This is a genomic window from Citricoccus sp. I39-566 (genome assembly GCF_031432995.1).
Classification (GTDB): domain Bacteria; phylum Actinomycetota; class Actinomycetes; order Actinomycetales; family Micrococcaceae; genus Citricoccus; species Citricoccus nitrophenolicus_A.
Genome location: NZ_CP133842.1, coordinates 993,946 through 1,010,830, shown reverse-complemented (window position 1 = coordinate 1,010,830; position 16,885 = coordinate 993,946). Strand labels below are relative to the sequence as shown.

Genomic DNA, 16,885 nt, shown 5'->3' with positions numbered 1-16,885 from the left:
GTGCGCGGCCGTCGTCGTGCGCTGCTTCTACTTTCCGGGCGGAAATCACTAGTGATTTCTGCCCGGACAGCGCGAGGGGCTGGGTCCGGTCAGGCGTGAAGTATTCAATGATTGACTTTCTCAAGGGAAAAGCGTTACATATACGTAGCGTGCTGTGGCTCACAGCCGGGCACCCGCCCGAAGCGACCTTCCCGTCCCTGATCTGGAGGACACCATGTCCGTTGACACCGCCTCGGCCCCCGCGCCGGACCTGGCGCACCTGGACCCCGCCACCAGGCGCCGTGAGTCCCGCCGGGTCATCCTCTCGAGCTACCTCGGCTCGACCATCGAGTTCTACGACTTCCTGCTCTACGCGGCAGCATCCGCCCTGGTCTTCCCCACCGTGTTCTTCACCGGCCTGGACCCGCTCGCCGGCGCGATCGCCTCCTACGGCACCTTCGCGGCCGGCTACCTCGCGCGTCCGCTGGGCGGGGCCGTCTTCGGCCACTTCGGGGACAAGCTCGGCCGCAAGAAGATGCTGGTGCTGTCCATGCTCATCATGGGCGTGGCCTCCACCCTGATCGGCCTGGTGCCCGGTGCCGCGACGATCGGCGGCTGGGGCGCGGTCATCCTGGTGTTCCTGCGCGTGTGCCAGGGCATCGCCGTGGGCGGCGAGTGGGGCGGGGCCGCCCTGATGGCCCTCGAGCACTCCGAGTCGGGCAAGCGCGGCTTCGCCGCCTCCTTCACCAACGCCGGCGCGCCGACCGGCGCCGCCCTGGGCACCTTCGCCCTCGGCACCCTCTCCGCTCTGCTCCCGCAGGACGAGTTCCTGGCCTGGGGCTGGCGTGTCCCGTTCGTGCTGTCCTTCGTCCTGCTGATCGTGGGCATGGTCGTCCGCGCCAAGATCAGCGAGTCCCCCGTCTTCGCGGCGGCCGCCGCGCAGGCGGAACGGCAGGAACGCGAGCAGGAGAAGAAGCCCAAGCTGCCGATCGTCCAGGTGCTGCGTCGCCCGCGGGCCCTGCTGCTGACCATGTTTGCCGGCGCCAGCGGCTTCGGCCTGCAGGTGCTGCTGTCCACCTTCGCGGTGCAGTACTCCACGGAGGCCGGCACGGACCGCTCCTCGGTGCTCTACGCCTTCGCGCTGGCCTCGATCTTCTCGATCTTTTTCGTGGTCTGGTTCGGCCACCTCTCGGACCGCTTCGGTCGCCGTCCGGTCATGGTCGCCGGGCTCGTGCTCTTCGTCGGCTTCCTGTTCCCGCTGTTCGAGATGCTCACGTCCACGAACTGGTTCGTGCTGCTGCTCGCCTTCACCATCGCCCTGGGCCTGCACGGCATGATCTACGGCCCGCTGGCGGCCTTCATCGGCGAGCAGTTCGGCACCGGCTCCCGCTACACCGGGGCCTCCCTGGGCTACCAGCTGGCCACCCTGCTCGGCGCCGGCTTCACCCCGACCATCCTGGCCACCCTCTACGCGGGCCCCGGCGGCGGCACCTCGATCGTGCCGGTGGCCGTGTTCCTCGGTGCCATGGCCGTGGTCTCGGTGATCGCCCTGCTCCTGACCCGCGAGTCGAAGGACCACGACCTGGCCACCCACGAGCACTGACCCACCTGGGCACAAAGTGACCCGACCCCCACCGTGGTGACGGGGTCAGGTCACTCTGTGCCCGGTCCGTCGGGGCCCGGAGGGCGCCGGTTTCCCCGGGAACGACGTCGGGGGGGGGCCCGCGGGGGGGGGGGGGGGGGGGGGGGGGGGGGGGGCCGACGTCGTGCGGTGGTTCGCCGTGAGGGCGGGGATCACTAGTGATCTCTGCCCGCAAGCAGGGGGCGTAGCGAGGGTCAGGAGACCTTCTCGAAGGTCACGCCCTCGTGGGCCTGCTGCAGTTCCTCGAAGGTGATGCCGTGCAGCTCGCGGACCTTGACCACGCCGGTCTCGTCCAGCAGCAGCACCGCCTGGTCCGAGTAGATGCGGGACACGCAGCCGACGCCGGTCAGCGGGAAGGTGCACTCGGCCAGCAGCTTGACGTCGCCCTTCTTGGTGAAGAGGTCCATCATCACGTAGGTGTCCTTGGCCCCGATGGCCAGGTCCATGGCGCCGCCCACGGCCGGGATGGCGCCGGGTTTGCCGGTGGACCAGTTGGCCAGGTCGCCCGTCGCGGAGACCTGGTAGGCCCCCAGCACGCAGACGTCCAGGTGGCCACCGCGCATCATGGCGAAGGAGTCGGCGTGGTGGAAGTAGCTCGAGCCGGGCAGCTCCGTCACGGGGATCTTGCCGGCGTTGATGAGGTCCTCGTCCACCTGCTCCCCGGTGGCCTGCGGGCCGAAGCCGAGCATGCCGTTCTCGGTGTGCAGGGTGACCTTCTGCTCCGGGGAGAGATAGTTGGACACGGTGGTCGGCTGGCCGATGCCCAGGTTCACGAAGGACCCCGGCTCGATGTCCGCGGCGATCACCTGGGCCAGCTCGTCCTGGGTCAGCGGGGCGTCGGTGCTGCGGAAGGACTGCGCCTGCTGTGCGTTCTGCTCGCTCATCTGCTCGCTCCTCACTTCTCGGCGGCCAGCTCGGCCGCGGTCTTGGTGGCCAGGCAGGGCTTGGGCTTGCCGGCGGCCAGGGCCTCACGCTCGGCGCGTTCCTTGACCCCGGACTGGGTCGGGATCCCGACGACGGTGTCCACGTAGATGCCCGGCGTCACCACGTGCTCGGGGTTCAGCGGCTCGTCGAGGACCTCGTCCACCTGCACGATGGTGTGCGCGGCGGCGGTGGCCATCACGGGGCCGAAGTTGCGGGCGGTCTTGCGGAACACGAGGTTGCCGTAGGGGTCCGCCGCGTAGGCCTTGATCAGGGCGAAGTCGCCACGGATCGGGGATTCCAGCACGTAGTGCGTGCCGTCGATCTCGCGGACCTCCTTGCCCTCGGCCAGCTCGGTGCCGTAGCCGGTGGGGCTGAAGAAGCCGCCGATGCCGGCACCGGCCGCCCGCATGCGCTCGGCCAGGTTGCCCTGCGGGACGAGCTCCAGCTCGATCTCGCCGGCGCGGTAGGCCTCGTCGAAGTGCCAGGAGTCGGACTGGCGCGGGAACGAGCAGATGATCTTGGCCACCCGCCGCTCCTTGATCAGCAGGGCCAGGCCGGCGTCGGCCTGGCCGGCGTTGTTGTTCACCACGGTCAGCCCGGTGGCGCCGGAATCCATCAGGGCGTCGATCAGCTCCATCGGCTGGCCGGCGTTGCCGAATCCGCCGATCAGCACCGTGGCGCCGTCGGTGATCCGGGAGACGGCCTGGGCGGCCGAGTCCACGAACTCAAGCATCGTTCCTCCTTGTAGCGGGGATGAGAGGGGTTCTACTGTCAGGTCTGGTCTGCGGTGGCCGGACCGGGACCACGACGCCGGCCGGCACCCTTCCGCTGGAAGGCGCCGGGCCGGCGTCGTGGTCCGCATCCCTCACTTTGCGGGCAGAGATCACTAGTGATTTCTGCCCGCAAAGCGCAGGGGGTGGGGTCAGGCGCGGGCGTTGACGTTCTCGAGGACCACGGCGAGGCCCTGGCCGACGCCGATGCACAGGGCGGCGACGCCCCAGCGGTCACCGGACTCCTCCAGGCGGCGGGCCAGGGTACCCAGCACGCGGGCACCGGAGGCACCGAGGGGGTGGCCGATGGCGATGGCCCCGCCCCACGTGTTGACGATGTCCAGGTCCACGCCCCAGGCGTCCGTGCAGGCCAGCGACTGGGCGGCGAAGGCCTCGTTGAGCTCCACGGCCGAGATGTCCTCCCACGTGATGCCGGCGCGCGCGATGGCCTGGTTCACGGCGTCCACCGGGGCATAGCCGAAGTACTGCGGCTCGTTGGCGGCGGCGGCGCGGCCGGCGATGCGGGCCAGGGGCTGCAGGCCCAGGGTCTCCGAGGCCTTCTCGGAGCCGAGCCAGGCGGCGGAGGCGCCGTCATTCATGGGCGAGGAGTTGCCGGCGGTGACCATGCCGTTCTCCTTGCGGAACACGGTGCGCAGCCCACCCAGGGACTCGGCGGTGGAGTCCGGACGGATGGTCTCGTCCCGGGTCAGGTCCACGTCCGGGACCTGGACGGTCAGGTTGTCGTACTTGCCCTCGTCCCAGGCCTTCGCGGAGAGCTGGTGGGAGTTCGCGGCGAACTCGTCCATCCGCTCGCGGGTGATGCCGTACTTCTCCCGCAGCTGCTCGGTGGCCTCGCCCAGGGAGACGGTCCACTCCTTCGGCATGTTCCGGTTGATCAGCCGCCAGCCGAGGGTGGTGTTGGCCAGCTCGAGGTTGTGCATCGGGAAGGGGCGCTCGGTCTTGGGCAGCACCCAGGGGGCGCGGGACATGGATTCCACGCCGCCGATCAGCATCAGGTCCGCCTCGCCCACGTTGATCTGGCGGGAGGCAATGATCGCGGCGTCCAGGGAGGAGCCGCAGAGGCGGTTCACGGTGGTGCCGGGGATGGAGGTCGGCAGCCCGGCCAGCAGGGTCGCCATGCGGGCCACGTTGCGGTTCTCCTCGCCGGCGCCGTTGGCGTTGCCGAAGACGACCTCGTCGATCGCCTCGGCACCGGCCTGCGCCAGGCCCGGGGCGCGCTGGACGGACTCCTTCACCACGAGGGCGGCGAGGTCATCCGGGCGGGACTTGGCCAGCGCCCCGCCGACCTTGCCGAAGGGGGTGCGGACGGCGTCGTAGAGGTAGGCGTCCTGGTACTGGGTGCTCATGCGGGGTCCTTTCAGAGGTCCTTGCCGGCGGCCAGATCCTCGTCCACTTGGGCGAAGACCTCCTGGGCCAGCTTGAAGGCGATGTTGGCGGCGGGCACGGAGGAGTAGATGGCGGTCTGGAGCAGGATCTCCTTGATCTCGTCCCGGCTCAGGCCGTTGCGCAGGGCCGCCCGGAGGTGCATGGCGGCCTCCTCCCAGTATCCCCCCGAGACCATCGCGGAGATGGTGACGGCCGAGCGCATCCGGCGGTCCAGGCCGGGGCGGGTCCAGATGGTGCCCCACGCGTAGCGCGTGATGAGGTTCTGGAAGTCCTCGGTGGTCTCGTCCTTCTTCGACTCGGCCCGGTCCACGTGGGCGGCGCCCAGGACCTCGCGGCGCACGGCCATGCCGGCGTCGTAGACCTCCTGGGAGGTGCGGTCCATCTGGTGGCCCACCGGCTGGGCGTCCTGCTGCTCACGCTGGTGCTCGCTCATGCGGTGAAGGCCTCCTTCAGGATGGTTGCGGTCTCAGCGGGCTTCTCGATGGGGGCCTGGTGCGCCACGTGCTCCAGTACGTGAGCCTGACCGGAGGCGACGCCGGCCGCGATCGCCTCGCCGTCGGCCGGCGGGCAGACCCCGTCCTCGGCGCCGTGGAGGGCCACGATCGGGACGGTGATCTCTCCCAGTCGCTCGCGGACGTCGAAGCCGCCGAGGGCCTCGCACAGCCGGGCGTAGGAGAAGCGATCGGCCTCCTGCAGGGTGTGCAGCAGGCGGGTGGTGCGCTCGGCGTGCTGCTCGATGAACCCGGGGGCGAACCACTTCTCCGCGGAGCCGGCCACCATGGACGGGGTACCGGCCGCCTCCACGAAGGTGGCGCGCTCCTGCCATGCCTCGGTCTGGCCGATCTTCGCGGCGGAGCAGATCACGGCGATGCCGTCGAACAGCTCCCCGTGGTCCAGGCCGAGCTGCAGGGCGACCGCCCCGTTGATGGACACGCCGGCGTAATAGACTTTGGCTCCGGCCGGGATGGTCCCGGCCGCGTGCTGGGCCTTCACGAGGTCGGCCACGGCGTTGGCCAGGTCCGCCATGGCGATCGGCTCGTTGTGGGCCGGGGACTGACCGTGGCCGGGAAGATCCCAGCCGATGACCTGGAAGCGGTCCGCCAGCTCGTTGGCGGCCTCCGCCCAGAGCGCCTGGACGCCCGTGCCGAGGCCGGCCCCCACGAACAGGACGTCCTTGTCCGGGGCTGCCTCGCCCTCGCCGGAGAGGCGGATGGCGGTGATCTCTGGTGTGCTCACGTGGTGCTCCATTCTGCGAAATTGCGGTACTCGGCCACCAGGCGGTCCACGAGGGTGGTGGCCTCGCCGGTGTAGTTGGCGGGGTCGAGCAGGCCGTCCAGCTCGGCGTCCGAGACGGTGTCCGGCAGGGCGGCGCGCAGCAGGGTCCGGAAGTCGCTCCCCTGGTGCTGGCCGTGCTGCGCGTCCAGGCTGCGGTCCACGATCTCCTGCAGCCGCTCCTTGCCGGAACCGGCCTGGCCGGAGCCCGGCTCTGGGCCGCTCTCCTCGAGGAGCGGGGCGAGTTCGGCCATGAGCCGTTCGGAGACCAGCAGGGGCCCCACGCGGTTCAGGTTCTCGGCCATGCGGTCCGTGTTCACGCGCAGTCCGGAGACGAGTTCGGCCGTCCGGGCGGCGGCTCCCCCGGCGGTGCGCATCAGCTGGCGCAGGGCGGGCCACTCGGCGTGCCAGGCCCCGTCCGGGCGTTCCTCGTTGGCAGCGCCGGCGGCAGTGAGGACCTGCGCGAGCGTGCCGGGGGCACCGAGGGCGCCGGCGTGGATCATCACGGACAGCACGGGGTTCTGCTTGTGGGGCATCGCGGAGGACCCGCCCCGGCCGGCGACCAGCGGCTCGCCGAGTTCGCCGTTCTCGATCCGGGCGGAGATCAATACATCGTTGGCGATCTTCCCGCAGGCCGCCACCACGTCGGCCAGTGCGGCGGCCAGCCCGGTGATGGGCATGCGGTTGGTCTGCCACGGTCCGGCGGGGGCCTGCAGGCCCAGTCGCTGTGCCAGGTCCTCGACGAGGGTGAAGGCATCGGTGCCGGCGTCGAGCGTCCCGGCGGCCCGGGCCTTGGCCACCCGGCCGGACAGGGCGGCCATGGTGCCCGCGGCGCCGCCCCACTGGATCGGCAGTTCCGCGGTGGCGTCCTCGAGCCGGCGGCCGGCCTGGGCCAGGCCGGACATCCAGCCGGCGGCCCGCAGCCCGAAGGTGGAGGGCAGGGAGTGCTGTGCGAGGGAGCGGGCCACCATGGGCGTGGCGCGGTGCTCGGTGGCCAAGTCCACCAGGGTCCCGACGGCGGCGCGCAGGTCCGCCAGGATCGTCCCGGTGACCTGGGCGGCCATCCTCATCATGGCGGTGTCCATGATGTCCTGGCTGGTGGCCCCCACATGGAGGGCGGAGGAGACTCCCGGCTCGGCGGGGGCGGCCTGCGCGGCCCGGGTCCGCATGGCCTTCAGCGCCGGGATGAGGACGTTTCCGCCGTTCTGGCCGGCGTGGGCGAGCCCGATCAGGTCGTAGTCGACGAGGTGGCGTGGGTCGGCGGCCTCGGCGGCGGCCTCGGCCTGGGCGTCGGTGACCATCCCGTGCTCGGCGAGGACCGCGGTCCACGCGGCCTCAACCTGCAGCAGGTGGAGCAGGTAGTTCGCGTCCGAGGACTGGACCACCGCGGTGGTGCCGGAGGACAGCGGGTCCAGCAGGCCGGCGTCGGCCTCCAGCGCCAGTCCGGACAGCCCGGGCGAACCGGACGCGGCGGCCTGGTGGTCTGACGGCGACGCGGGCGTGGACATCGGTGGGCGCTCTCCTGGCGTGGTGGGGTGTTTCTAGGCTATCCGCACCGATGGCCCGGCGGGCCTTTGCGTCCGTTCTCGTCACGGAGACGCTGGTCCCGCCGGGCCATCAGGCGGCGGCGTGCCGGGCGGTGCCGGCACTCATCGAAGGCAACCGGATCAGTCGTGCACCGGGTACTCGATGCCGGGGAACTGCAGGAACACGGTCTCCTGTTCGCCCTGCAGGTGGACGTCGAACCGCAGGGTGCCGTCGGCCTCGCGCTCGGCGATCAGCGTCTGGCGGCGGTCCGCCTCCACGGAGGAGAGCAGCGCGTCCTGCTCAAGGGCCGCGGTGTCCTCCGGCAGGTAGATCCGGGTGTGCAGCTTGTTCATCAGGCCGCGGGCGAAGACCACCAGGTGGAAGAACGGGGCCTTGCCCTCCTCCGTCGGTCCCGGGTTGACGGTGGAGAAGGTGTAGGTGCCCACGTTGTCCGCGGTGGCCCGGCCCCAGCCGGTGAAGGTCCAGCCGTCGCGGACCAGGGAGCCGGTCTCCTGGGGGATCTGCCCGTTCTCGTCGGCCTGCCAGATCTCGAGCATGGCGTCCGGGATCGGGTCCCCCGCGCCGTCGTAGACGGTGCCGGTCAGGCGCACGGCCTTCGGGCTGGCGGGATTGACGAGGTTCTGGCCGTCCCGGAAGGGGATGTGCACGTTCTCGTAGGCCGAGGCGTAGCCGAAGAAGGGGCCGATGGTCTGGCCCGGGGTGGCCACGAGCTTCTCGCCGCCCGCCCGTGCCGCTTCCAGCTGGGTCTTCTCAATGCGCATCGGTATCGGCCTCCATCGGGGTGCGGTTGCTGCCGGTCAGGACGATGTCCCAGTAGTAGCCGGTGTTCCACTCGTGCGTGGAGACGTTGTGGTCGTAGGTCGCGACCAGGCGGTCGCGGGCCTTCTGGTCCGTGATCGACTGGTAGATCGGGTCCAGGCTGAACAGCGGATCGCCCGGGAAGTACATCTGGGTGATCATCCGCTGGGTGAAGTCCGTGCCGAACAGCGAGAAGTGGATGTGCGCCGGACGCCAGGCGTTGTGGTGGTTCTTCCACGGGTACGGAGCCGGCTTGATGGTGGTGAACTGGTAGAAGCCCTGGTCATCGGTGATCGTGCGGCCCACGCCGGTGAAGTTCGGGTCCAGCGGCGCCGGGTGCTGGTCGCGCTTGTGCACGTAGCGGCCGGAGGCGTTGGCCTGCCAGATCTCCACCAACTGGTTGCGCACCGGGCGGCCGTCGCCGTCCAGCACGCGGCCGCGGACCACCATGCGCTCGCCCAGCGGCTCGCCGTTGCCCTGGATGGTCAGGTCGGACTCCAGGGTGTGGACGTCCCGGTGGCCGAAGGCCGGGGACCACAGCTCGATGGTCTCCGGGTCGGTGTGGTGCATGTCCTTGGTGGGGTGGCGCAGCAGGGAGCTGCGGTACGGGGGGAAGTTCACGCGCGGCTGGGTCTCCCCGGACGCCGCGTCATGGATGCCCTTGATCTCGGCGCTGATGGTCTCCTGGGAGTCCTGCGTCGCTGCGGGGTCGAGCACGTGGCTGTTGTCGAAGGTCTCGTCGTCCTCGACGACGGGTCCGGTGTTCTCGGTGGTGTCGCTGCTCACGGGCTACTCCTTTCTCCTGGTGGTGGTGGTGGGGTACTGGTTGCGGTACAGACGGTGGATCTCAGGCGTGCGGCCAGCCGGTGTACGACTCGGCCAGGTACTGCTGGCCGAAGCGCGAGGAGGTGATGGTCTCCAGCTCACCGAGGGCGCGCTTGGTCTCGAACGGGCTGGCGTCCTTGCGGGTGTGAAGCATGGAGGTCATCCAGTAGGAGAAGTTCTGGGCCTTCCAGACGCGCTTCAGGGCGGTCTCGGCATAGGCATCCAGCAGCTCGCGTGAGCCGGTGGAGTAGAGCGAGTCCAGGGCCTCGAAGAGCACCTTGACGTCGGCGAAGGCCAGGTTCAGGCCCTTGGCGCCGGTCGGCGGGACGGTGTGCGCGGCGTCGCCGGCCAGGAACAGGTTGCCATGGCTCATCGGCTCGCGGACGAAGGAGCGGAAGCCCAGCACGGTCTTGTCGAAGATCGGGCCCGTCTTGAGCTGGAAGCCGTCCGGGCCGTCCACGCGCTTCTGCAGCTCGGTCCAGATCCGGTCGTCCGACCAGTCCTCGGTCCTCTCCGCCGGATCGCACTGGAAGTACATGCGCTGGACGCTCTCGGAGCGCTGGGAGATCAGTGCGAAGCCGTGCGGGGAGTTCGCGTAGATCAGTTCCGGCGAGGATTTCGGGGCCTCGGTGAGGATGCCGAACCAGGCGAAGGGGTACTCGATCTTGAAGTCCTGGTGGCCCTGCTCCTGCCCCACGGCGCGGCGGCAGAAGGAGCGGGAGCCGTCGGCGCCCACGAGGATGTCGCAGTGGATCTCGTGGACGGTGTCCGGGTCGGCCCCGGCGGAGACGTCCCGGTAGCGGATCTTCGGGGTGTCCGTCTTCAGGTCCGCCACCTCGATGACCTCTGACTCGTAGCGGACGTCGCCGCCGTCCCGGGCGCGGGCCGCGGACAGGTCGATGAACACCTCGTTCTGGGCGTACAGGGTGACCGTGGCGTCCACCAGGTCAGGGAAGTTCAGCGGATGCGACTCGCCCTTGAAGCGCAGGTCGATGCCCTCGTGCTCGTCACCGTCGGTCAGGACGCGGCCGTCCACGCCGGACTCGGTCAGCATCCGCACGGCCTGTTGCTCGAGGATGCCGGCACGGTGGGTGTTCTTGATCGTGTCAGGGTCGCGCAGCTCCACCACCACGTTGTCGATGCCCTGCTTCGCCAGCAGGTGGGAGAGCATGAGCCCGGCGGGGCCGCCTCCGATGATGCCGACCTTCGTGCGGGTGATCAGCGGTGCGTCTGCGCGATCTGCCATTCCAGCTCCTTTGCGGGGGTGTCAACTTCGGCTGCCGAGGGGCCACGGGCGGGCCGGGCCGTCAGTCTCCAGTGTGACGGGGCGAACAGCGAAGCGACGGATCGATTCTCACTGGGCGAGAATATGGGGCGCGACGTGCGTCACGTGCGGGCGTCCGGCATCGTCACCGGCGGGTGCTCGGGGAACACCGTGTCCGACGGCGGCATGGCACCGTTCGGGCCCAACGCCCGGCTGATCCCGCGTGCCGCGGCCATCAGCATCGGCGCCAGTCCGGGCCTGAACTCTGAGGAGAGGGGAACCACCACGCCGAGCGCCGCGATGGCCTGGCCCTCCGGGGAGAGCACCGGCACCGCCACCCCCGTCGCCTCTGAGTCGACCTGACCGTCCACGGCGGCGAAACCCTGCTGCCGGACCTCCGCCAGACGAGTGCGCAGTTCCGCCTCCGTCGGGTTGACCACGTTGCGGGCGTTGCCGCCCTGGTGCCAGATCTCCCGCAGCGGGGAGCCGAGGGCGTCCGCGTGATCGGTCAGGAAGGCCTCCGTGACATGCCGCCGGGAGAAGGCGAGCAGCACGAGGCCGAGGGAGGTGGTGAAGGTCGGCATGCGGCCGGCGATGGTCGCCTGGTTGGGCACCGCCCCGCGGGCCGAGAGCCGCTCGAGGACGAGCACCCCGCTGGCGTCCAGCACGGCGATCTGGGTGTGCTGGCGCAGCACGGCCTGGACGTCGTCCATGTACGGCATGGCCGCCTGGCGCAGGGAGGTACCCGGCGAGGACCGGGACGCCAGTTCCCACAACCGCATCCCGGGACCGACGGCGCCGCCCTCCGCGCGCTCCAGCAGCCCGGCCGCGGTGAGCCGGTCGACCCACCGGTAGGCGGAGGGCACGGGGATCGCGGCCCGCCGGGCCAGCGCGGCGACGGAGAGGGTGGGCCGGTCGGCGTCGAAGGCGCCGAGGATCCGGATCAGCCGGTCCAGGGTGCCGTCCCTCGCGCTCTCCTCCACCATGACGCCCAGCCTACCGACCCCTCCCCCTCCACTTTCCGGGCAAAACTCGTGGGTGCCGTCTCCCAACTCCACAGACCACCCGCCCAGAATCCACTGTGCGGGCAATCCCCACCGGTGGGGATTGCCCCCAATGTGCTCCGCCGGACATCTCGCTTGGCAGCCCTCCGGCACCCCCGTCGATCCGGGGTGCCTATCCGACCAGGTCGCCGAGGCAGGCACGAACCTGCCGAATGACATCGCGGAGGTCGTCTCTCAGGTCTTCCACGGTGATGCGGATGACGATCCAACCATGGCGTTCAAACCAGGCGTCACGGCGGGCGTCGATCAGCTGCTGCTCCGGGGTTCGATGGTGCTCGCCGTCGTACTGGAGGGCGATCTTGGCCTCCCTGAATCCGAGGTCAGCCGGGTAGGGGTCGGCATCCAAGGCGGTCGCATGGACCTGCAGCTCGGGTTCGGGCAGGCCCTCGTCTACCAGCATCAACCGGACGAGCGTCTCTGTCGGAGAATCCGCACCCACCCGGATCCGCGGCAGGGCGGCTCGCGCCAGACGGACCCCCTTGAAGCGACCCACGCGGCGAAACGCCCGCTCCAGGTCTCCTGGGGTGCTGACCGGTTCCAGGCGTCCGCCTTTGACCCAAGGATGCTTGACGAGGTGGTCGCCGGCCACTACCAACGAATCCTCCTGTCCCAGCCGGAGCAGAGACGCCAGGTCCAACCATGTGCGCTCCGCGCTGGTACACGGCAAGCCATGGCGGACGACGACGTCGGCCGGAGACAGCGGCCGTCGATGTCCCGTGACCCCGGGGCGACGGCTGCGCAACTCCGGTCCCGGTCCGGTGATCTGCAGATCCGGTTCGTCTGCGAGCCAGGGTGGCAGCGGGATCCCGAAGAGATGCGCCGCCGACTGGTGGGAGAGAGCACCTCCGGTGGCCTCGAGTAAGGCGGCCAGGTGGCCGGGGCCCACGCCATGGGCCGGATCCGGAAGCCCCAGAGCGGTCCAGTCGGGTAGGGCAACGGAAACATGCCGGTACAGCCCGTAGCCGAGTCGTTCGAGGTCAGAGGCTCTCAGCCGCCCCTCGGTCAACCCAGTCGCCAGAGCCCGAACCCTGCTGAATGGCGCGCTCCGGTATTCATCGGGAAGGGGTCGGCGTCGGGACATGGCCTCAGCCTGGCGAACAAGAGGCGATACCACCGCACGTGCCGAGTCCGGCTGTGGACGACCCGCCCGGCTGTCCACAATGCATCCGCCGTTAACGAGTTTTGCGGGCAATCCCCACCGGTGGGGATTGCCCGCAAAACGAAGAGATCGCGGGGATCAGCCTCCGATTCCGGCGGCCCCAGAGTCCGCCTGGGCCATGCCCCCGTCACCAGCACCCGGCGCGGCCCCGCGGCGATTGGAACCCTGCGCGCCAGCGACTGCGTCCTCGGGGCGGAAGCCCTTCTTGGCGAGCTGGATCTGCTCGTAGACGTGGTGGCGCAGCTCGGCGAAGCGCTTGGAGGAGCGGGTCTCGAGCTGGTCGCGCTCGGCGGGCAGGTCGATCAGCAGGTCCTCCTGGATCACGGTGGGCGAGGAGGACAGGATGATCACGCGCTCGCCGAGGTACACCGACTCGTCGATGTCGTGGGTGACGAACAGGACGGAGACGCCGAGCTTCTTCCACACGCTGCGGACCAGGTCCTCGAGGTCGGCACGGGTCTGGGCGTCCACGGCGGCGAAGGGCTCGTCCATGAGCAGCACCTGCGGCTGGTAGGCCACGGCGCGGGCGATGGCCACACGCTGCTGCATGCCGCCGGAGAGCTGCCAGGGGTAGGACTTGGGCACGTGGGCCAGGCCCACGGCTTCCAGGGCGTTGTCCACGAGCTCGTCCCGCTGGGCCTTGTCCATCCCGGCGTTCTTCAGGGGCAGCTCCACGTTGTCCCGCACCCGCATCCAGGGGAACAAGGACCGGCCGTACTCCTGGAAGACCACGGCCATGGACTTCGGTGGGCCGGTGACCTTCTTGCCGTGCAGGGTGACCTCGCCGGAGGTCGGCTCCAGCAGCCCGGCGATGCACTTGAGCAGGGTGGTCTTGCCCGAACCGGAGGGCCCGACCAGGCAGGCCAGCTGGCCCTGGGGCAGGTCGAAGGTGAGGTTACGGACGGCCTCGATGTCCCCGCCGTCCGTGTGGTACACCTTCTTCATGTTCCGCACGGCCAGCATGGCCTCGCCGTCCGGGAGGGTCTTGCCCACCGTGATCCGCCCGTCCGGGGTGTCGGCCACCCCACCCTGGGAGACGACGGTGCCTTCGGTGGTCGTGTGCTCAGAAGTCATGGTGGCTTCCTTCTCGATGGGGGTATCGCGGTCAGAGGGGGTGGACGGGTCAGGCTGCATTCTCGATCTCCCTCAGGCCGTGGTACCAGCGCAGCACGTTGCGCTCGATGAGCTGGAAGATGAAGGACATGATCACGCCGATGATGCCCAGCAGCACGATGCCGGACCACATCTCCGGGATCGCGAAGGAGCGCTGGAACTGCACGATCGTGAAGCCCAGCCCGGAGGAGGCGGCGAACATCTCGGAGATGACCATCAGGATCAGCGCGATGGACAGGGACTGGCGGATGCCGGCCATGATCTGCGGCATGGCCGAGGGCAGGATCAGGTAGCGGACCCGGTTGAAGCCCTTGATCCCGTAGGTGTGCGTGGTGTCCGAGAGGACCTCGTCCATGGACCGCACGCCCTCGATGGTGTTCAGCAGGATCGGCCAGACCGCCCCGGAGATGATCACCGCGATCTTCATGTCGTCGCCGATGCCGATCAGCAGCATCAGCACGGGGATCAGCACGGTCGGCGGGATGGCCCGGAAGAACTCCAGGGTGGGCTCGGTCAGCGCCCGCAGCCACCGGACCGAACCGATGAGCAGGCCGCCGACGATGCCGATCAGGATCGATCCGGCGATGCCGATCAGCAACCGGGTCAGCGAGGGGATGACGTCCGTGGTGATCCGGTCCCCGGTCCAGGTCTCGAAGAACGTCTCCCAGAGCAGCGCCGGGGTGGGCGCGAAGAACTTCGCTTCCCCAAACGCGGTGGAGAAATACCAGATCAGCACGAGGATCACGGGCAGGGCCGCGATGAAGAACAGGCCCCTGGCCGCACCGAGGGCGCGCTTGGAACCGGTGGACTTCCGCTTCGCGGGGGACGACGCCGGCCCGGGCGCCGATCCTGTGGGCGCGGCTGTGGAGCCGGGCACGTTCGCGGGCGAGGCGAGGGGGGCTTCGGCGCTCACTTGGCGACCTCCGTTCGGACCGAGGAGTGCCAGGACAGCACCCGGCGCTCGATCATGCGCATGACCAGGTTGATGATGACGCCGAGCAGGCCGGTCGCCAGGATGAGGGCGTACATCGCCACGTAGGAGCCGCCGGACTGGGCCTTGGCGATCTCAGCGCCCAGGCCCGGGTTGCCGATGATCAGCTGGGCGGTGATCGCCAGGATCAGCGCCACGGCCGAGGCCAGGCGCACCCCCGTCATCAGGTACGGCAGCGCCGTGGGGAAGATGACGTAGCGCAGCCGCGCCACCGGGCCGAGCCCGTAGGACCGGGCGGTGTTCATGGCCACGTTGTCCACGTCCGCCACCCCGTAGAGGACCTGGATCAGCACCTGCCAGAAGGAGGCGTAGACGATCAGCAGCAGGGCCGACTCGATCTCCACGCCGAACAGCAGCACGGCCAGCGGGATCAACGCCACGGACGGCACCGGGCGCATGAACTCGATCGTGGAGTTGGTGAACCGGCGCAGGAAGGTGGACGAGCCGATGACGAACCCCAGCACGGACGCCGCGATGCACGCGATCAGCATGCCCAGCAGCCACTGCCACATGGTGTCCCCGACCGCCTGCCAGAAGGCGGTCAGGCCGAAGTTGCGGAACAGGTCCGCGATGGCAGCGGTCGCCGGGGGCAGGAACGTCGGGTTCACGATCCCGGTGCGCGGCAGGATCTCCCAGATCACCAGGAAACCCAGCAGGCCCACCAGGCCCAGGGACTTGGTGCCCCAGTTCCGGCGCGGCTTGCGCGTCGCCCGGGACGGACCGGTCGACGTCGGCCGGCCGGTCACGCCGGTCTGCGCCACCGAGGTCGGCGGCGCAGCAGGATCCGGGCGGGTCCCGATGTCCAGGCCGGCCACGGTGGCCGCGTCGGTGTGCCGCCGGAGGTCTCCGCGGCGGCGGTCGGATCCGCTGGAGGCCTCGAGCCGGTGCAGGCGCTCGATCTCCGTCTCGCGGTGGGGGTCTCCGGACCCGCCCGGGCCACGGGGGCCCGGCGCGCCGGTGGACGGTACTGAGTCAGTCATCGATCGTGGTGCTCCGCTCGCGACAGGGGGTGGTCGTGTGGGGGACGGCTATGCTGACATTTTCGTCAACAATATTGTGACCCGTCCCACAGGCTGTGGCCAGCCTAGACAGTGAACGGTCTTAGTTCAATACCTCAACGATTATGACCGTCAACTGATTCATGGTTCCCATGCACACCGTCGATGGCCGAGGCGAGCCACGCAGACTCACAAGCAGACTCACCGGAGACTCACAGAGGGGACGCCGATGCTCGACCTGAACCTCATCCGGGTGTTCGTGGCCGTGATGGAGGAGGGCACGCTGACGGCAGCGGCCGAGCGCCTCAAACTCACCCAGCCGTCCATCACCCACGCGGTCAACCGCCTGCGCCGGGCCACGGGGGACGAGCTCTTCGCCCGCTCGGGCCGCGGCGTCCGGCCCACCCGCGCGGCGGAGCAGCTCTATGCCGAGGTGGCCACCCTGCCGGCCGCAGCCGACGCCGCCGTGGCGGGCCTGGCCGACTTCACCCCGACCCGGGCCGCCACGACCTTCCGGATCGCCCTCACCGACCTCGGCCAGCTGGTCTTCCTGCCGCATCTCGTCCCGGCCCTGGCGGCCGCGGCCCCCCGGTGCAGCCTGGACGTGGTCCCGCTGGACACCAGCACCGCGGCGGAGGACCTGGTGTCCGGCGCCCTGGACCTGGCCATCGCCTCCGCCCCGCCAGCCGGCGAGGTCCGCGCCCTGCCCCTGCGGCGCGACCGCTACATCTGCATGGCCCGGAGCGGGCGGCTGGGTCCCCGGCCACCGACCGCCGAGGAGCTCTCCGGCGCCGCCCGGGTGGTGATCCGCGGCTCCACGGGGCACACCCTGGTGGAGTCCCGGATGCCGCCGCCCGCCGAGGGCTCCGTGGCGGTCTCCACCTTCTCTGCCATCCCCTCCCTCGTGGCCGGCACGGACCTGCTGGCCTTCGTCCCGCAGATCCTGCTGCCCGAATGGGCCCGCACCTGGGGCGTCCAGGAGTGGCCGCTGCCGTTCGAGGACACGGACGTCACCGTCCACGCCTACGCCGCCCCGCGGGCGCCGACCTCCGCCACGTCCTGGTTCGTCCCGTGGGTGGTGGACCTGCTGCGCGACCTATAGACACCGCTGATGAGTGAGGGTTGCAACGA

Annotated in this window: 16 protein-coding genes; 2 read left to right on the top strand and 14 right to left on the bottom strand. The window is 70.0% G+C overall.

The window, feature by feature from the left end:
- Positions 1–214 precede the first annotated feature (214 nt).
- Positions 215–1,582 carry an MFS transporter gene (locus RE421_RS04760; RefSeq protein ID WP_309815145.1) on the top strand — a complete coding sequence of 456 codons (1,368 nt, stop codon included), beginning with the start codon at positions 215–217 and terminating at the stop codon, positions 1,580–1,582.
- A gap of 233 nt (positions 1,583–1,815) precedes the next feature.
- Here RE421_RS04760 and RE421_RS04755 read toward each other — a convergent pair whose 3' ends face one another.
- From RE421_RS04755 to RE421_RS04690, 14 genes are all read right to left on the bottom strand, one after another.
- The gene (locus tag RE421_RS04755) at positions 1,816–2,505 is read right to left on the bottom strand and encodes a 3-oxoacid CoA-transferase subunit B (RefSeq protein ID WP_309815142.1); all 690 of its coding nucleotides are present in this window, start codon (positions 2,503–2,505) and stop codon (positions 1,816–1,818) included.
- Positions 2,506–2,516: 11 nt separating this feature from the next.
- Positions 2,517–3,278 carry a 3-oxoacid CoA-transferase subunit A gene (locus RE421_RS04750; protein WP_309815139.1) on the bottom strand — a complete coding sequence of 254 codons (762 nt, stop codon included), beginning with the start codon at positions 3,276–3,278 and terminating at the stop codon, positions 2,517–2,519.
- Positions 3,279–3,467: 189 nt separating this feature from the next.
- Positions 3,468–4,682 (bottom strand): thiolase family protein, encoded by a 1,215-nt coding sequence (locus RE421_RS04745; RefSeq protein ID WP_309815136.1) that lies wholly within the window; start codon positions 4,680–4,682, stop codon positions 3,468–3,470.
- Positions 4,683–4,693: 11 nt separating this feature from the next.
- A complete protein-coding gene (gene pcaC, locus RE421_RS04740; RefSeq protein ID WP_309815134.1) occupies positions 4,694–5,155 on the bottom strand; it encodes a 4-carboxymuconolactone decarboxylase in 462 nt (153 codons plus the stop codon).
- Positions 5,152–5,958 carry an alpha/beta hydrolase gene (locus RE421_RS04735; RefSeq protein WP_309815131.1) on the bottom strand — a complete coding sequence of 269 codons (807 nt, stop codon included), beginning with the start codon at positions 5,956–5,958 and terminating at the stop codon, positions 5,152–5,154. Before RE421_RS04735 ends, pcaC begins: the two co-directional genes overlap by 4 nt.
- Positions 5,955–7,502 carry a lyase family protein gene (locus RE421_RS04730; RefSeq protein ID WP_309815128.1) on the bottom strand — a complete coding sequence of 516 codons (1,548 nt, stop codon included), beginning with the start codon at positions 7,500–7,502 and terminating at the stop codon, positions 5,955–5,957. The genes RE421_RS04735 and RE421_RS04730 overlap by 4 nt, the downstream gene beginning before the upstream one ends.
- Before the next feature lie 159 nt (positions 7,503–7,661).
- Complete coding sequence (pcaG, locus tag RE421_RS04725; protein WP_309815125.1) at positions 7,662–8,303, bottom strand: protocatechuate 3,4-dioxygenase subunit alpha; 642 nt, start codon at positions 8,301–8,303, stop codon at positions 7,662–7,664.
- Positions 8,293–9,057 (bottom strand): protocatechuate 3,4-dioxygenase subunit beta, encoded by a 765-nt coding sequence (gene pcaH / locus RE421_RS04720; RefSeq protein WP_396134633.1) that lies wholly within the window; start codon positions 9,055–9,057, stop codon positions 8,293–8,295. Before pcaH ends, pcaG begins: the two co-directional genes overlap by 11 nt.
- A 130-nt stretch (positions 9,058–9,187) precedes the next feature.
- Entirely contained in the window at positions 9,188–10,411 is a 1,224-nt protein-coding gene (locus RE421_RS04715) for a 4-hydroxybenzoate 3-monooxygenase (RefSeq protein WP_309815122.1), read from the bottom strand.
- A gap of 140 nt (positions 10,412–10,551) precedes the next feature.
- Positions 10,552–11,415 carry an IclR family transcriptional regulator gene (locus RE421_RS04710; protein WP_309815119.1) on the bottom strand — a complete coding sequence of 288 codons (864 nt, stop codon included), beginning with the start codon at positions 11,413–11,415 and terminating at the stop codon, positions 10,552–10,554.
- Between the two features lie 190 nt (positions 11,416–11,605).
- Entirely contained in the window at positions 11,606–12,082 is a 477-nt protein-coding gene (locus RE421_RS04705) for a DUF559 domain-containing protein (RefSeq protein ID WP_309815116.1), read from the bottom strand.
- Positions 12,083–12,730: 648 nt separating this feature from the next.
- Positions 12,731–13,615, bottom strand: coding sequence for an ABC transporter ATP-binding protein (locus tag RE421_RS04700; protein WP_309817091.1), 885 nt, complete (start codon positions 13,613–13,615; stop codon positions 12,731–12,733).
- Positions 13,616–13,775: 160 nt separating this feature from the next.
- Positions 13,776–14,534, bottom strand: coding sequence for an ABC transporter permease (locus RE421_RS04695; RefSeq protein WP_309817088.1), 759 nt, complete (start codon positions 14,532–14,534; stop codon positions 13,776–13,778).
- A gap of 140 nt (positions 14,535–14,674) precedes the next feature.
- Complete coding sequence (locus tag RE421_RS04690; RefSeq protein ID WP_309815113.1) at positions 14,675–15,736, bottom strand: ABC transporter permease; 1,062 nt, start codon at positions 15,734–15,736, stop codon at positions 14,675–14,677.
- Positions 15,737–15,983: 247 nt separating this feature from the next.
- Here RE421_RS04690 and RE421_RS04685 point away from each other — a divergent pair, with 247 nt between their 5' ends.
- Positions 15,984–16,856, top strand: coding sequence for a LysR family transcriptional regulator (locus RE421_RS04685; protein WP_309815110.1), 873 nt, complete (start codon positions 15,984–15,986; stop codon positions 16,854–16,856).
- The last annotated feature ends 29 nt before the right edge of the window (positions 16,857–16,885 follow it).